The organism is Persicitalea sp., from assembly GCF_041751555.1.
GTDB lineage: Bacteria > Bacteroidota > Bacteroidia > Cytophagales > Spirosomataceae > Persicitalea.
This window is the reverse complement of sequence record NZ_JBGSXF010000462.1, coordinates 1-14022: the sequence shown is the minus strand read 5'-3', so window position 1 is coordinate 14022 and position 14022 is coordinate 1. Positions and strand designations below refer to the sequence as shown.

Here is a 14022-nt window from a genome sequence, read left to right as displayed (position 1 = left end):
ACTTTCCCAAGAGGTAACATTTCTTAATAAGGGAAGTATTAATCACACACTCAGCATGTTACCCCACGACTGCACCGTCGTAATCGATGGAACGTTATCGCTGAACATCGACTATGATGTGTTGGAGATTATTCAGGATTTTAAAAATCACACGGCCCCCCTACGGAATATCACTGTCAAGACGGTAGGAATCAAAGGAGTGGAGGCGATGAGTCACTGATTGATAAAGGAAAAATTAATATATTTGGCCGTTGTTCTTTCTATCACTTCCAAAACCTTTGTTCCTCATGCAAAAACTTAAACGTTTCGCGGTTCTATCCTGCATCGTTCTGGTTGGCTTTTCTACTACTCAGTGCTTTCCCGAAGATGAAATGATACCGATCTGCTATTTCGGGGTCACACAAGTAGTGTCTCAGAAAATTGCCAAACGGTACATTAAGATTGGAGCTACCCTCGGGGCTTGTGGCCAGGAACCTCAGATTCCTCTTCCTCAATGAGGACTAATTGAACAATTCACTACTGAAAAGCCCCGACAGTTGTTTGTCGGGGTTTTTTCTTTTTCAAACAAAACTATTTGCAAGTAGAGAGTACTTAGAGGCTCTCAAACAGTCATTACTCCTCATAAATCCGTAATCTGCTTTTTATCGATTGCAACTCACTCTGCAGTCCGTTCACTTTATCCAGCAGATGAAAGACGATGTCGATCGCTTCAAGGTTCAGGTTCAAATCCTGCTGCATCCGAAGTATTTTCTCCACGTCGCCGAGCTTTTCCGAAGGAATGTACTTCGTGTTTTCGACAGCCTCTAAATCTACCAAGCCAATCTCTTCAAGACTACTGAAAAAAGACATCTCGACCCGATAATGGGTACAGAGAACATTTATGGGTACTAAGTTTTCGGTATTCATGACGCGCTCAGTTTAGCTAGTTCGTTGAATAATTCTTCCTCTTTCTCGGTGAGTTTAGTCGGAATGGCCACCTGGTAGGTCAGGTACAAATCGCCAAAAGAACTATCTTTTTTATATACGGGAAACCCCTTTCCTTTCAACTTTACCTTCGTGCCGTTTTGGGTTCCGGGTGGTACTTTCAATTTTACCTTTCCGTCGAAGGTACTCACCGTTATTTCGCCTCCCAAAACAGCTTTATAAAGATCGACGTCCACATTAGCGTAAAGATTGTCGCCATCGCGCTGGAAAGAAGTGCGGTTTTCAATAGTGAACGTAATGTATAAATCGCCCTTGGGGCCACCATTGGCGCCTTCACCGCCGTAACCCGCTATTTTTATCACCTGTCCGTTGGCGACACCCGCCGGAATCGTCAGACGAATGTTCTTGTTGTTGACAGTAATTGTACGCTTTTGAGTCTTATAAACGTCACGCAATTCCAGCCGCAACTCAGCCTGATAGTCCTGCCCTTTGAATTGTCTGCTTCTACCCCAAGAGCCTGACGAAGCTCCGCCGAAAGAGGATGGTTGGCCGCCAAACATCGACTCAAAGAAATCGGAGAAGTCGCCACCGCCCGCAAATCCCCCTGCCTGCCCACTACGAGTATATTGTCGCTGCTGCCCTGCTTTATCGAACTCCTCGGCGTGCTTCCAGTCTTTACCGAATTTATCGTATTTCTTTCGATTTTCGGAATCGCTCAGTACTTGATTCGCTTCGTTGACTTGCTGAAATTTCTTTTCGGCATCTTTATCGTCAGGGTTGATGTCAGGATGGTGCTTGCGGGCCAGTTTGCGGTAGGCTTTCTTGATTTCGGCTTCGGTAGCGTCTTTTTTCACGCCCAGCACTTTGTAATAATCTATATACTCCATTCCTAATTCGATTCGGATTTTGAACAGTCAACTTATGCGTTCAAAAGTAATTCAAAAATACCATACCGGGCTATTCGAAATTGAATCCGTGAGTACATTTGAGAGCCAGAATAATTAAACACCCACACGAAATTCCAAAAAATTCAGGTATAAAGGTTAGTTTAGTTTCTGTTCAATAGCCACGATATTACTATTTTCCAGGGACAATAATTTTCTTTAATTCGGGTACCTATTTCAATTTTAACAAAAAAAAATGCAATATTTGCAAAAACAAACCATCAAAAACTACCTTTATAAAAATGAAAGAAATTAGTTTCTTTACGCCCGAAGAGAACGTAGCGCCCAGAAAAACAAGCGAGAAAGCCGAGAAGACCTACACGACGGGCTACATCACCTCGACCGGCAAGGTTATCATTCCCCAGAAGTCAGCCGAGGAGGTTGGAATCGAGCCGCAAAACTCGGCTTTCAAAATCGGCAAACCCGAGAACAAGCGAAAATTGAAGTCCCTCTTTTTGGTACCCGCTTCGCGAGAGGAAGAGGGCGTTTTCGAGATGGAGGAAAGCGGCCGCAACTTTTTCCTTCCGTTAGGGCCAATCCTGGAAAAAGGCGGTCTCGATGTGCAGAATAATAAATACACTTTTAACATCAAGTCCTTCGATTATAACGACGTTACGGCTTTTGAATTGAAGCTAGACTCGCCCACTTCCCGTACAAAGCGTCCGGGCCGCAAAGCCAAGAGTGAGGAATAATAGCTGAAGCTATTTTTTCGAGAAAGCTGCGGGGCTGATTTGAACTTTCAAATCGGCCCTGCCTCTTTTAATAGCTAATCTGTCGAGTATCTTCTCTTAGGCGTTATTTGGTTTCACTCCGCCTTCTTATTCTTCAAAAGGATCATCTTCCACAATCGCGTAATGAAAATTATCCTTCCATTCGCCGCGAATCGGTAGAACTTTTCGGCGTAGCCCTTCGCGACTCATGCCTGATTTTTCGAGTACCCGAATCGAGCGGTAGTTTTCGGTACAAACTCCGGCTTGTACGCGGTGGAGCTGTAGTACTTTGAATCCAAACATTATAAGTCGCTTCACTATTTCAGTCGCATAGCCTTTTTCCCAGAAATCCGGGAGCAAACTGTAATGAATTTCGCCCTGCTGAAAACGGTCGCCGGACAGGGACATACCCGCTTCACCCACAAAGTCTCCCTCCTCGGCGAGCCACACCGTCCAGGCGTATTGGCTGCGCTCATCCAATTCCCGATCCTCAATGGCCGATAGCATCACCTCGATTGTATCGCCCTTATGGCGGGGAATGCCGATAGTATTGAACCGTTCGACTTCCTCGGTGCAATGCAGCCGATGAATATTATCCACATCCTCCAATGTCATTTCTCTCAACAACAATCTTTTGGTAAACAACTCCATATGATTCTTTATTCAGGCCTCAGGGAGTGAACTACTAGTTTTTCCATCAGAATTTGCCGTTGTGTTACACCCCTGGATTAAACTAGGTCATCCGAAAGATAGTCGGAATCTTGCTACCTTGACAATCTACCAACATAGACCACCAGCAGTTCTACCAATAAACTGGCTTATCTTGAAAACCGAAATTTCCGTAATTATATGATACAAAATTCCATCAATCGCCGTCATTTTCTGAAAGCCGGCGCCGCCGTATTGGCCGTGAGTCTCCCACTGGGAGCAGCCCCTAATATAAAAGTGTACCACATCGGCCTGCAACTCTTCTCGGTTCGGGATGCTATGAAACAAGATCCGCTCGGCACCTTGAAAGCCGTGCGGCAAGTAGGCTACAAAGAGGTGGAGCACGCCGACTACCGCGATCGAAAATTCTACGGATTTTCAGCCCCAGAATTCAAGAAAACGCTGGAGAACATCGGGTTGGCAATGCCTAGTTCGCATACGATTTTTCGCAAAGCGCATTGGCTCGAAGCTCAAAGCGATGTGACCGACACCTGGAAACAAACCATTGAGGACGCCCTGATCGTTGGACAGGAGTACCTCATTTCCCCCTGGTTCGAGTGGGACCTGACGCAGCCCGACGCGATGAAACGCGGTGTGGCAGCTTACGAGCGTTGCGGCGAAATCTGCCGCGCGGCGGGCCTTCGCTTCGGATTCCATAACCACACGGTGGAATTCGAGAACAAGTACGCCGGACAGCCCATCTATGACTATATGCTCCGAAACTGGACGCTAGCCAATGTCTGCCAGCAACTGGACTTGTGCAATATGGCCATCGCCGGGGCCGATCCGATGGAGTGGCTGCGTCGCTATCCGCACCATTTCGAGTCGATGCACGTGAAAGACCGCGAACTGGGCGAAGACAAAAGTACCCTGCTTGGTACCGGATCGCTGGATATGGAGGGGATTTTAGCCTTTGCCAAAAAGCACACGCCCGTCAAGTACTGGATCATTGAGCAGGAATCTTACGGTTCGAAAACCCCGCTGGAAGCGGTAGCCTACGATCTAAGAAGATTTAAGGAGTACGGGTTTATTTAAGAAAAGTTGTTTTCACAGTTCATTCCAGGTTATCAGGAGTTCATTTCGCTATTTCTGAGGTTCATCGGAATTAGTAGAGAGGTACGGTAAGTGTTGGGTAGTTTTGGTTCAGAAAACAACGATACCGTAACGAAACCCTTGAACTCATGGAAAAAGAACGCAACGAAAACTTATGGAGGATCGCCAAACTACGGGTCAAATTCAAGCAAAGCGCGATTGCTTACGTGCTTGTCAACACCTTGTTGGTGGTCATTTGGTATTTCTCCGGCGGCCCCCACAGCTTTTTTTGGCCGGCTTTCTCGATTTTCTTCTGGGGAATCGGTCTGGCCTCCGAATATCACAGAGCCTATGTTGATCAGGGCGATTCGGTCAAGCGAGAATATGAGAAAATGATTCAGAAAAATCAGACGCTCAATTTTTAACTACCCTCTATTGTCAACCTTCAACTATCCTCAAATCATGGAAAACCAACGAAACGAACACCTCTGGAGAAAGGCCCAAAGCCGCGTCGCCTTTAAGCGGCACGTCATTACTTATGTACTGGTCAACGCGGGATTTTGGATCCTTTATTTCGTCATGCGGACGCAACCGTGGGGAGGTCGCATCCACCCTTGGCCTATTTGGCCCATGCTCGGCTGGGGCATTGGTCTGGCCTCCCACTATTTCAATGCCTACGGCAAAGATGACCAGCAAAGCAAAGTAGAAGCGGAATACAAGAAGTTGATGCAGGAAAGGTAGGGCTGTCGGCTGAATATAGCCTTGTTTCCTTTCATCCCTCCTCCTTTCCTCCTTCTATTAAACTGCCACCGGCGCTTTGATAGCCGGCCATGGATCATAGTTCTCCAGTGTGAAGTCCTCGTACTTAAAGTCGAGGACTTTCTTTATGTCTGGATTCAGACGCATAGTAGGTAGGGGCAAGGTTGCACGGCCCAGTTGCTGCTCGACTTGTTGCAAGTGATTGACGTAAAGATGTGTATCCCCACCCGTCCAAACGAAATCCCCCAAACCTAGTCCGCACTCCTGCGCCACCATCAGGGTAAGCAGGGCGTAGCTCGCTATGTTGAACGGAACGCCAAGGAATACGTCGGCACTTCGTTGGTAAAGTTGGCACGACAGCTTGCCGTCGGCCACATAAAACTGAAACAGTGCGTGGCAAGGCTGCAAAGCCATCTGAGGCAAATCCGCCGGATTCCAGGCTGAGACGATGATACGCCGCGAGTCCGGATTGTTTTTGAGCTGATCCAGCACCTGCTGCAATTGGTCGATGCTCGTACCATCGGGCGCGACCCAACTCCGCCACTGCTTGCCATAGACAGGGCCGAGGTCGCCATTTTCGTCGGCCCACTCGTCCCATATCTTCACGCTATTTTCTTTCAAATACCCAATATTGGTATCGCCTCGCAGAAACCACAGCAACTCATGAATGATGGATTTAGTGTGAACTTTCTTGGTCGTTACCAACGGAAACCCCTCCGCCAGGTCGAACCGCATTTGGTAGCCGAATACGCTGATGGTACCCGTTCCCGTGCGATCAGCTTTGCGGGTTCCGTGGTCGAGGATGTGTTGGAGAAGGTCGTGGTATTGCTGCATTTATTGTGTAATTGTTGAATCGTGTAATCGTGTAATTGATGTTGATTTGTTGATGATGAAATCAACGTCTTCTACTACCTGCTCTTTTGACTCAGATACTTTGTCGCTCTGTGGCTTTGTCGCTTCAAACCTCTTACGCTCTTACCCCTCAATCGAAACGCTGTGCGTAATCTTCGCGGTGTCTTCGAATTGGGCGGTGGCGGAGCAGTACTTATCCATGGAAAGCTGGATGGCGCGATCGACTTTATCAGCGTCGAGGTCTGTACCTTTCAGGATAAAGTGCAGGTTGATGGTGCGGTAGGGCTTGCGTTGGGTACCTTCCTCCTTTTCGCGGTCGCCGTCGGCGACGATGCGGAAGTCCGTGACTACCTGACGCTGTTTTTTCAAAATCAGAATGATGTCGATGGCACTACAGCTCGCCAGGCCCATCAGCAAAAGTTCCATGGGTCGTACGCCCGCATCATGGCCGCCAATTTCGGGCGAGCCGTCTACGTGAATGGTCACATCCGACGAGCCGCTGCCCGCGAAATGAAACGCGTCGTCCACGCGCACGAGTTCTATTTTCATAGCTTGAAATTTTCGACTACCTTGTGAACTACAAAAGAAACGATAATGTGGCAGAGTGGCAAAGGCACGAAGCGACAAAGCATTTTAAGATTGAGGAGTAGTTAGCCGCAGCGGCTGATTTTCCAATACACAAATCAACCATTACACAACAGCGCGGGCTGCCCCGTCAACAAATACACAACCCTTGCAAACTACCCTCCCTGACCTTCGCCTGGCCGTTTTGATCGACGCCGACAATGTACCCTCGGCCAAGATCAAAGCCATGTTGGAAGAAATCGCTAAGTACGGCACGCCTACCTTCAAGCGCATTTACGGCGATTGGACCAACCCCCGCGTTACCAGTTGGAAGGCCGTGCTGCTGGACAATGCCATCACGCCCATCCAGCAATACGCGTACACCCAAGGCAAAAATGCCACTGACTCAGCCATGATCATCGACGCGATGGATATTCTTTATACCGGACGCGTAGACGGCTATTGCCTGGTTTCCAGCGACAGCGATTTTACCCGTCTGGCTATTCGGCTGCGCGAGGCGGGCATGAAGGTTTTTGGCATGGGCGAGAAAAAGACGCCTTCGGCTTTTACCTCTGCCTGCGACCGTTTTATTTACATTGAAATATTAAATAAAAAAGAAGAAAAGAAACCTGAGGCTAAGTCCCGGAAAGTGCCGATTAGGAAAACGCCCGACGAAAAAATTGACCCCAAACTATTAGCCTTGCTTACTGATAGCGTAGATGACCTGGCCGATGAAGATGGCTGGACGTTTCTGGGTGAATTGGGCAATTTATTGATCAAAAAACAACCTAGTTTCGATTCTCGCAATTACGGATTTGATAAATTGTTGCCACTTATCAAGAGCTTCCGGCAGTTTGAGGTAGATGAAAGACCTACCGGAAGTGGAAAGATTCGGCATGTGTTTGTGAGAAACAAGTAGTCTGAAACCCGGAATTTGCGTATTGAAATACACAAACCTTAATTCTTCGCTATGGCTTTAATGCGCCTCTTTTGTTTGTTCTGTTTGGTTACAGTTGCTTCCGCGTCGGGTTTTGCCCAATCTACGGCTTCGATTCCTAAGGTTAGTTTGGTTTCGGAAGAGTTCATTTTCGAGAATCCGCCTTTTGCGTCTTGTCACGCTTCCACAATTGTGGAGGTTGCGCCGGGACATTTGATAGCGGCTTGGTTTGGCGGAACCGATGAGGGCAACAAAGACGTGGGTATTTGGTTGTCCCAAAAGGAAAATGGTGAGTGGACTTCACCGACTTTGATGGCCGAGGGGATTATCGACGCCGATACTCGTCACCCGTGTTGGAATCCGGTTTTATTCAAAGCGCGGGAAGGAAAGCTATTTTTGTTCTATAAGGTCGGGCCGTCACCGCGCGAGTGGTGGGGAATGGTACGCACCTCCACCAATAACGGAAAGTCATGGAGTCAACCCGAACGGCTACCCGACGGAATCCTCGGTCCGATCAAGAACAAGCCCATTCAATTGGCCGATGGCACGATTTTGAGTCCTACCAGCACTGAAACCAAAACCAGTTGGAAAGCGCACATCGAGCGTTCAAAAGATTTAGGTAAAACTTGGGACATCATTCCAGTGGACCCGCAAACGGACTTAGACGTCATTCAGGGAAGCATCTTGGCTTATCCCAACCAAAAATTACAGATGCTCTGCCGCAGCAAGCAGGATCACGTCGCCGAGGTGTGGTCGGAGGATGGGGGCAAAACCTGGGGCAAACTGGCTCTGACCGATTTGCTAAACCCAAACTCCGGCACCGACGCCGTGACGTTGCGCAATGGTTGGCAGATGTTGGTCCACAATCCGCTCACGCGGGGCAAGCAATGGGACAATGGGCGACAGAAACTAGTTGTGTCGGTATCGCAAGACGGTAAAAAGTGGAGCGAGGTACACGTACTGGAAGACAAGCCAAGAGGTGAATTTAGCTATCCAGCCATCGTACAGGCAGCTGATGGAAAAGCGCATATCACCTATACCTGGAATCGGCGTAACGTCCGACATGTGGTATTGGACATGGGCAAGTGAAAAACTACTAAACTTCAAAGGGCAATTGGTAGTTTTACATAAAACTAGAGGCATTTTATGAAAACTTTGCTGCTCACGCTCTTGCTTCCGGCTTTCTTTTTGTTTTTCTGTAAAAGCAAATCCGAAGACACGTTTGCTACCTCCTTGAAGTCCGGAACGGTCGAAGGTACCTACGAAGGCTACCGCTCCCAGCAAAAAGGCCAGCAGCCGGCCACCGATTCGACAAAAATAACGCTTAAAGTCACCCGACTCGCCGCCGACCAAGTCCAGATTTTACAGACTTTGCCTAACGAATTCAAGTACGTCGTTTCGATGAAGGACAACCATTTTACCTACGACCGAGGCATCGTCGAAGCCGCCTGTGGGGTAGCCCATATCAAAGGTGAAGGAAATTTCCAGGACAATTCCGTTTACCTTATTGAGACCCTGGAATGCACCAAAAACACCTCGGTACCAAATAGCTTTATTCGGCTGCGGGCCATGAAGAAGTGATAATTTGTTTGGGGTTTGAATAGTTACTCGCCAAAATCTCTTCTCTCCGCTTACTCCCTTTTCCCCTTACCCGGCTCAAAAACTGTCAACCCTAAATAGTATGAGTTCCCCGTCACAGACTTACAAACTACCCTAATATGTGGACTGAAAAAGATAACAAACTTTGCCGTAGTTTTAAATTTAATGATTTCCGAAGCGCCTTTCTATTTATGACGCAGGTCGCCGAAGTCGCCGAGACACAAGACCACCATCCGTGGTGGTCGAATATGTACAACGAGGTCGATTTCAAACTCTCGACCCACGATGCGGGTGATACCGTGACCGAAAAGGATCGGGAATTAGCCGCCGCCATCGACTTGCTTTGGGAAAATAAGGGGGAGTAATAATGAAGCTCTACCTCGTCCCAACGCCCATCGGCAATTTGACGGACATCACGCTGCGGGCCATCGACGTTCTGAAAAGCGTGGACGTAGTGCTGGCCGAAGACACCCGAACCTCGGGGCATCTGCTCAAGCACCTCGGCATCGGCAAGCCCATGCAGAGTTACCACATTCACAATGAACATCAGACTATCGCCCGCCTTACTGAGCGACTCCTGAAAGGCGAGACGATGGCGCTCATCTCCGATGCCGGAACGCCCGCCATTTCTGATCCCGGCTTTCTTCTGGTGCGGGAGTGTGTGAAATTGGGCATTTCGGTCGAATGCCTGCCCGGGCCTACGGCGTTCGTTCCGGCTTTGGTCAATTCAGGTTTACCCGCTGACCGCTTTACGTTCGAGGGTTTTTTGCCGCATAAAAAAGGCCGTCAAACTCGCCTAAAAGAATTGGCCGAAGAAACCCGCACCATGATCTTCTACGAGTCGCCCCATCGTTTGCTCAAAAGCCTCGGGCAATTGGCCGAGTACTTTGGCGACGACCGCCCGGCCAGCGTGTCCCGCGAACTGACTAAACTTTACGAGGAGAACATCCGAGGTACTTTGCAGGAAATAATCACTTACTTTGCCGAAAAAACCGTTAAGGGAGAAATTGTGATTGTTGTAGGTGGGAAGAAAGAGTGATGCATATATGAATAATGACGTGGGTGCACGGCTGATTACGAGAAGGCCACTTCCGTACCTTTTGCTTCTGATGGTGTTGGTGCCGCTTTTTACTAAGGCGCAGTCGCAGCTTAGTCCACAGGCGAAGGTTAGCCTAATCACTGTGGGGCCGGGTGATGAACTGTATTCCAGTTTTGGTCACAGTGCATTGTGGATTTACGATCCGGTGTATCAACTCGATCGGGCGTATAGCTACGGCACATTCAGTTTTCAGGAGGGCAATTTTTACGTAAAGTTTCTCCGGGGTACTTTGCCTTACACTATTTCTGTCAATCCTCTGATGCCACAGTTTTACTATTGGCAACAAGAAAACCGCTCGGTCAAGGAGCAGGAATTAAATCTCTCGCTCCCTGAAAAACAACGGCTTTACGATTTTTTGGAAACCAACTTACTACCCCAAAACCGCGAGTACCAATACAAGTTTTTTTACGACAACTGCTCCACCCGTCTGGCCGACGCCGTAAAGGCCGCTATGGGCGACCGCCTGATTTTTCCGGGCTATGTGCACGAAACGCTGAGTTTCCGGCAGTGGATAGATCGCTATGCCTACGAACAAAAGCCTTGGTCGGACTTCGGTATGGACTTAGCTATCGGCTCGCCCTCCGACGAGGTGGCCACGCCCGAACAAGCTACTTTCCTGCCCGATAACCTCAGCGCGGCCTTCGCTGATGCCAAGATCCAGACGGACAGCCTCGAAGTACCCTTGGTTATGGACACGCGCGAACTGTACACCGCAACGCCCGAAGTAGAACGCGGCTGGCTAACGCCCAAGATTTTTTTCTGGGTTTTAGCCGTCCTGATCGCGGCGTTTACGATTTGGCAAATAAAAACCGAGCGGCTCAATTTTGTTTTGGACAAAATACTCTTCACTGTCGTCGGCCTGACGGGCTGGCTGATTCTGGGCCTTTGGTTCGGCACCAATCACGGCGTCACGGAATGGAACTGGGATATTCTATGGGCCTTCCCGCTTTGGGTGCCCATCGTTTTTATGTTTTCAAAAACTAAAAAACCCGCCTGGTTTTCGTGGTACTTAATCGCTTATGGCGTCATGCTTCTGGCAGCAACGGGCAATCTTTTGAAACACAATTACGTCTTGATTCCCATACTGCTCATTCTGGTGCTGCGGGTGTATTATCTGAATAATTCGCTTGAAAAGATACCAAGTTCTTAGTTCTTCCCGCGCTCCGGGGATAAAAGCCGCTCGCGATCAATTCTTTTAAACTTTGCGCCTCTGTCACCTTGCCACTCAAAAATATGAATTTCGAAGCCCTCACCCACCAAGTAGTCGAAGTCGTCAAGCAAGCCTCATCTTTTATTCAGCAGGAGGCGGCCAGCTTCAGGCAAGAGAAAGTCGAGTACAAAGACGTCAATAATCTGGTATCGTACGTGGATAAGGAAGCCGAGAAACTGCTCGTGGACGGCCTTCGTGCTATTTTACCTGAGGCAAGTTTCATCACCGAGGAAGGCACGACCGGACTAGCACCAGACCTCGATGCGCTGAATTGGATCATCGACCCGCTGGATGGGACAGCCAACTTTGTGCATGGACTACCCGTGTATTGCGTCAGCGTCGGACTGGCGCGGGGCAAGGAACCGCTGGTGGGAGTTATCCACGAACCCAATCGCGACGAGTTATTTTATGGGTGGCAGGGCGGTGGCGCTTGGTGCAACGGCGAAAAGATGCAGGTTTCTCCGGCGAGTCAATTGGGCGAGAGTCTACTAGCGACGGGTTTTCCGTATTACATTTTCGATAAACACGACCGCTACATGAAAATCCTGGAAACGCTTATGCGTCAAACCCACGGATTGCGACGCCTGGGTGCGGCGGCAGTGGACTTGGCTTACGTGGCTGCCGGTAGGTTTGAAGGATTTTACGAATACAATCTACAATCGTGGGACATGGCAGCTGGTGTGTTATTGGTGCAGGAAGCGGGCGGACTTGTAACCGATTTCTCGGGAGGAGACAACTACCTTTTTGGTGGCGATGTAGTGGCGGCCGGCCCGGTTCATACCGAACTATTGGCAGTGATTGAAGACATCTTCTAGGAAAAGTACGGTAATAATTATTATTTTGGTCGCATGAAATGGTAAGTATTCAACTGAGAGATTGAATAATTTGCGAGAAACTATACACAGAATACATGCCTAATTTACTCGAATTAAATACATTTCATTCCGAATCGGGAAATCTGACGGTGTTTGAAAAATTGATGCCCGGCACTATTAAGCGGGTTTTTTATATCTACGGGGCTAGTCATATCCCCCGCGGCGGACACCGTCATCATAGGACCTGGAATGCACTGATTTGTCTGCACGGGAAATGCCGCGTGTACGTCCACAATGGTGAAGAGGAAAGTCATTTTACGCTTGACAAACCTAACACTTGCCTGATTTTGGAACCTAGGGACTGGCACACGATGGAGGACTTTTCGGAAGATGCCATTCTGCTCGTCCTTTCCAATGAGTACTATGCCGTAGAGGATTACATCGACGAACCTTACGGCGAAGTACACTTTGCCGAACCATCCACCAGTTCCATCAGCAAATAGTTATCTACTGCTTCATCAAACATCCGGGTTCGATTCACACCGACATGATTCCCTTCCTTGATTTGCGGCAAATCAACGCCCCCCACCAAGCCGCTATCGAAGCCGCCGTGCAGCAAGTCGTTCGCTCGGGATGGTACGTGCTGGGTCAAGAAGTGCAGGTTTTTGAGAAAAGCTTCGCTGACTTTTGCGAAGCCGAACATTGCGTGGGGGTAGCCAACGGGCTAGATGCGCTGCAACTCATTCTGCAAGCCTACGACTTTCCCAAAGGCAGCGAGGTCATCATTCCGGCCAACACCTACATTGCTTCCGTGTTATCAGTGAGTTTTCTGGGATTGACTCCCGTTTGGGTGGAACCCGACGCTACAACGATGTTGCTGAATCCATCCTTGATCGAAAAAAAAATCACCAAAAAGACGAAGGCTATTATGCCCGTTCATCTCTACGGACGAAGTTGTGAGATGACAGCCATTGGTAAGATAGCTGAAAAGTACGGCTTAAAAGTGATTACTGATGCGGCCCAGGCTCATGGGGCAAAGCATCAGGGAAGTCGCGCAGCTATATTGGGCGATGCCTCGGCTTTTAGTTTTTACCCTACCAAAAACCTCGGAGCACTGGGAGACGCCGGAGCAGTGGTGACCTCAGACGGTGAATTAGCCGAAAAACTTCGGCACCTGCGGAACTACGGCTCCCTTAAAAAATACGTCAACGAGTACCAGGGCATCAATAGCCGTCTCGACGAAATCCAGGCCGCCGTGCTGAATGTAAAACTCCCGCATCTGAACGCGGAAAATGAAAGACGCCGACAGATTGCGCGACGGTACTTGCAGGAAATCAACCTCCCCGACTTGACGCTACCACCCGGCGACCAAATTGAAGACGATGTCTGGCATTTGTTTGTTGTTCGCCATCCACGCCGGGAGGCTTTTATCCAATATCTGGAACATCACGGCATCCAGACGAACATTCATTATCCGCTGCCTATTCATCACCAAAAGGCTTACCTGGAGTACCGTCATCTTTCTTTGCCCATTACGGAGCAAATCCACCGGGAGGTTATCAGTTTGCCACTAAATACTGTCCTTACAGAGGAGGAGATAACGCTAATCATCAATATCGTCAATCTATATTCAGAAAATTAGTAGGTTTACAGCCCTGATGTTTTGGAACTGGCGAATGCAGGTTCAGTAATTTTATTCACTATCCATTGCTCACTATCCCTTCTTTATCCGTCGTCATTCCGGTGTACAACAGCGAAAACAGCATCGAACCGCTGTTGAATCGCCTGTCGAACGCGCTGTCTGGGGTGGACTACGAAGTAGTGCTGGTGAACGACGGGAGCCGCGATGCCTCCGAAGTTGTGTGTACC

General features: G+C 48.8%; 18 protein-coding genes and 2 pseudogenes. 15 read left to right on the top strand and 5 right to left on the bottom strand.

The window, feature by feature from the left end; genetic code table 11:
- Positions 1-220 (top strand): annotated as a pseudogene (locus ACEW8P_RS16315) (SulP family inorganic anion transporter); the annotation flags it as partial.
- Between the two features lie 392 nt (positions 221-612).
- On the opposite strand, the gene ACEW8P_RS16310 reads toward ACEW8P_RS16315, so the two are convergent.
- Positions 613-906: a chaperone modulator CbpM gene (locus tag ACEW8P_RS16310; RefSeq protein WP_373514141.1), complete on the bottom strand. Its 294-nt coding sequence runs from the start codon at positions 904-906 to the stop codon at positions 613-615.
- Positions 903-1811: a DnaJ C-terminal domain-containing protein gene (locus ACEW8P_RS16305; protein WP_373514140.1), complete on the bottom strand. Its 909-nt coding sequence runs from the start codon at positions 1809-1811 to the stop codon at positions 903-905. The genes ACEW8P_RS16310 and ACEW8P_RS16305 overlap by 4 nt, the downstream gene beginning before the upstream one ends.
- 299 nt (positions 1812-2110) lie before the next feature.
- Here ACEW8P_RS16305 and ACEW8P_RS16300 point away from each other — a divergent pair, with 299 nt between their 5' ends.
- The gene (locus ACEW8P_RS16300; RefSeq protein WP_373514139.1) at positions 2111-2560 is read left to right on the top strand and encodes a hypothetical protein; all 450 of its coding nucleotides are present in this window, start codon (positions 2111-2113) and stop codon (positions 2558-2560) included.
- A gap of 126 nt (positions 2561-2686) precedes the next feature.
- Here the strand turns inward: ACEW8P_RS16300 and ACEW8P_RS16295 are convergent, their stop codons facing one another.
- Positions 2687-3202: a GNAT family N-acetyltransferase gene (locus ACEW8P_RS16295; protein ID WP_373514138.1), complete on the bottom strand. Its 516-nt coding sequence runs from the start codon at positions 3200-3202 to the stop codon at positions 2687-2689.
- A gap of 225 nt (positions 3203-3427) precedes the next feature.
- Here ACEW8P_RS16295 and ACEW8P_RS16290 point away from each other — a divergent pair, with 225 nt between their 5' ends.
- The 3 genes from ACEW8P_RS16290 (at position 3428) to ACEW8P_RS16280 (ending at position 5059) form a co-directional block, all read left to right on the top strand.
- Positions 3428-4321: a TIM barrel protein gene (locus ACEW8P_RS16290; protein WP_373514137.1), complete on the top strand. Its 894-nt coding sequence runs from the start codon at positions 3428-3430 to the stop codon at positions 4319-4321.
- A gap of 146 nt (positions 4322-4467) precedes the next feature.
- Positions 4468-4743, top strand: a complete 276-nt coding sequence (locus ACEW8P_RS16285) for a 2TM domain-containing protein (RefSeq protein WP_373514136.1) — start codon at positions 4468-4470, stop codon at positions 4741-4743.
- A gap of 37 nt (positions 4744-4780) precedes the next feature.
- Entirely contained in the window at positions 4781-5059 is a 279-nt protein-coding gene (locus ACEW8P_RS16280) for a 2TM domain-containing protein (RefSeq protein ID WP_373514135.1), read from the top strand.
- Positions 5060-5116: 57 nt separating this feature from the next.
- On the opposite strand, the gene ACEW8P_RS16275 is transcribed toward ACEW8P_RS16280, so the two are convergent.
- A complete protein-coding gene (locus ACEW8P_RS16275; protein WP_373514134.1) occupies positions 5117-5911 on the bottom strand; it encodes a thymidylate synthase in 795 nt (264 codons plus the stop codon).
- Positions 5912-6052: 141 nt separating this feature from the next.
- Positions 6053-6478, bottom strand: a complete 426-nt coding sequence (locus ACEW8P_RS16270; protein ID WP_373514133.1) for an OsmC family protein — start codon at positions 6476-6478, stop codon at positions 6053-6055.
- Between the two features lie 184 nt (positions 6479-6662).
- On the opposite strand from ACEW8P_RS16270, the gene ACEW8P_RS16265 reads away from it, so the two are divergent.
- From ACEW8P_RS16265 to ACEW8P_RS16220, 10 genes and pseudogenes are all read left to right on the top strand, one after another.
- On the top strand, positions 6663-7412 hold the full coding sequence (locus ACEW8P_RS16265) for an NYN domain-containing protein (protein ID WP_373514132.1): 750 nt from the start codon (positions 6663-6665) through the stop codon (positions 7410-7412).
- Positions 7413-7463: 51 nt separating this feature from the next.
- The gene (locus tag ACEW8P_RS16260; RefSeq protein WP_373514131.1) at positions 7464-8519 is read left to right on the top strand and encodes an exo-alpha-sialidase; all 1056 of its coding nucleotides are present in this window, start codon (positions 7464-7466) and stop codon (positions 8517-8519) included.
- Positions 8520-8576: 57 nt separating this feature from the next.
- Positions 8577-9011 (top strand): hypothetical protein, encoded by a 435-nt coding sequence (locus ACEW8P_RS16255; RefSeq protein ID WP_373514130.1) that lies wholly within the window; start codon positions 8577-8579, stop codon positions 9009-9011.
- Between the two features lie 131 nt (positions 9012-9142).
- A pseudogene (locus ACEW8P_RS16250) lies at positions 9143-9394 on the top strand (4a-hydroxytetrahydrobiopterin dehydratase); the annotation flags it as partial.
- 2 nt (positions 9395-9396) lie between these two features.
- Entirely contained in the window at positions 9397-10068 is a 672-nt protein-coding gene (rsmI, locus tag ACEW8P_RS16245) for a 16S rRNA (cytidine(1402)-2'-O)-methyltransferase (RefSeq protein WP_373514129.1), read from the top strand.
- Between the two features lie 7 nt (positions 10069-10075).
- The gene (locus ACEW8P_RS16240) at positions 10076-11278 is read left to right on the top strand and encodes a DUF4105 domain-containing protein (RefSeq protein ID WP_373514128.1); all 1203 of its coding nucleotides are present in this window, start codon (positions 10076-10078) and stop codon (positions 11276-11278) included.
- Positions 11279-11361: 83 nt separating this feature from the next.
- A complete protein-coding gene (locus ACEW8P_RS16235; RefSeq protein WP_373514127.1) occupies positions 11362-12153 on the top strand; it encodes an inositol monophosphatase family protein in 792 nt (263 codons plus the stop codon).
- A gap of 95 nt (positions 12154-12248) precedes the next feature.
- Positions 12249-12656: an FdtA/QdtA family cupin domain-containing protein gene (locus ACEW8P_RS16230; RefSeq protein WP_373514126.1), complete on the top strand. Its 408-nt coding sequence runs from the start codon at positions 12249-12251 to the stop codon at positions 12654-12656.
- A 44-nt stretch (positions 12657-12700) separates the two neighbouring features.
- Positions 12701-13795: a DegT/DnrJ/EryC1/StrS family aminotransferase gene (locus ACEW8P_RS16225; RefSeq protein ID WP_373514125.1), complete on the top strand. Its 1095-nt coding sequence runs from the start codon at positions 12701-12703 to the stop codon at positions 13793-13795.
- Positions 13796-13860: 65 nt separating this feature from the next.
- Positions 13861-14022, top strand: a 162-nt coding sequence (locus ACEW8P_RS16220) for a glycosyltransferase (RefSeq protein WP_373514142.1), incomplete at its 3' end; no start/stop codon positions are given.

Bases quoted from the DNA above. Each gene is read 5' to 3' on its own strand.
- ACEW8P_RS16310 (WP_373514141.1), bottom strand. From the start codon at position 906: ATGAATACCGAAAACTTAGTACCCATAAATGTTCTCTGTACCCATTAT.
- ACEW8P_RS16305 (WP_373514140.1), bottom strand. From the start codon at position 1,811: ATGGAGTATATAGATTATTACAAAGTGCTGGGCGTGAAAAAAGACGCT.
- ACEW8P_RS16300 (WP_373514139.1), top strand. From the start codon at position 2,111: ATGAAAGAAATTAGTTTCTTTACGCCCGAAGAGAACGTAGCGCCCAGA.
- ACEW8P_RS16290 (WP_373514137.1), top strand. From the start codon at position 3,428: ATGATACAAAATTCCATCAATCGCCGTCATTTTCTGAAAGCCGGCGCC.
- ACEW8P_RS16285 (WP_373514136.1), top strand. From the start codon at position 4,468: ATGGAAAAAGAACGCAACGAAAACTTATGGAGGATCGCCAAACTACGG.
- ACEW8P_RS16280 (WP_373514135.1), top strand. From the start codon at position 4,781: ATGGAAAACCAACGAAACGAACACCTCTGGAGAAAGGCCCAAAGCCGC.
- ACEW8P_RS16275 (WP_373514134.1), bottom strand. From the start codon at position 5,911: ATGCAGCAATACCACGACCTTCTCCAACACATCCTCGACCACGGAACC.
- ACEW8P_RS16270 (WP_373514133.1), bottom strand. From the start codon at position 6,478: ATGAAAATAGAACTCGTGCGCGTGGACGACGCGTTTCATTTCGCGGGC.
- ACEW8P_RS16260 (WP_373514131.1), top strand. From the start codon at position 7,464: ATGGCTTTAATGCGCCTCTTTTGTTTGTTCTGTTTGGTTACAGTTGCT.
- ACEW8P_RS16255 (WP_373514130.1), top strand. From the start codon at position 8,577: ATGAAAACTTTGCTGCTCACGCTCTTGCTTCCGGCTTTCTTTTTGTTT.
- rsmI (WP_373514129.1), top strand. From the start codon at position 9,397: ATGAAGCTCTACCTCGTCCCAACGCCCATCGGCAATTTGACGGACATC.
- ACEW8P_RS16240 (WP_373514128.1), top strand. From the start codon at position 10,076: ATGAATAATGACGTGGGTGCACGGCTGATTACGAGAAGGCCACTTCCG.
- ACEW8P_RS16235 (WP_373514127.1), top strand. From the start codon at position 11,362: ATGAATTTCGAAGCCCTCACCCACCAAGTAGTCGAAGTCGTCAAGCAA.
- ACEW8P_RS16230 (WP_373514126.1), top strand. From the start codon at position 12,249: ATGCCTAATTTACTCGAATTAAATACATTTCATTCCGAATCGGGAAAT.
- ACEW8P_RS16225 (WP_373514125.1), top strand. From the start codon at position 12,701: ATGATTCCCTTCCTTGATTTGCGGCAAATCAACGCCCCCCACCAAGCC.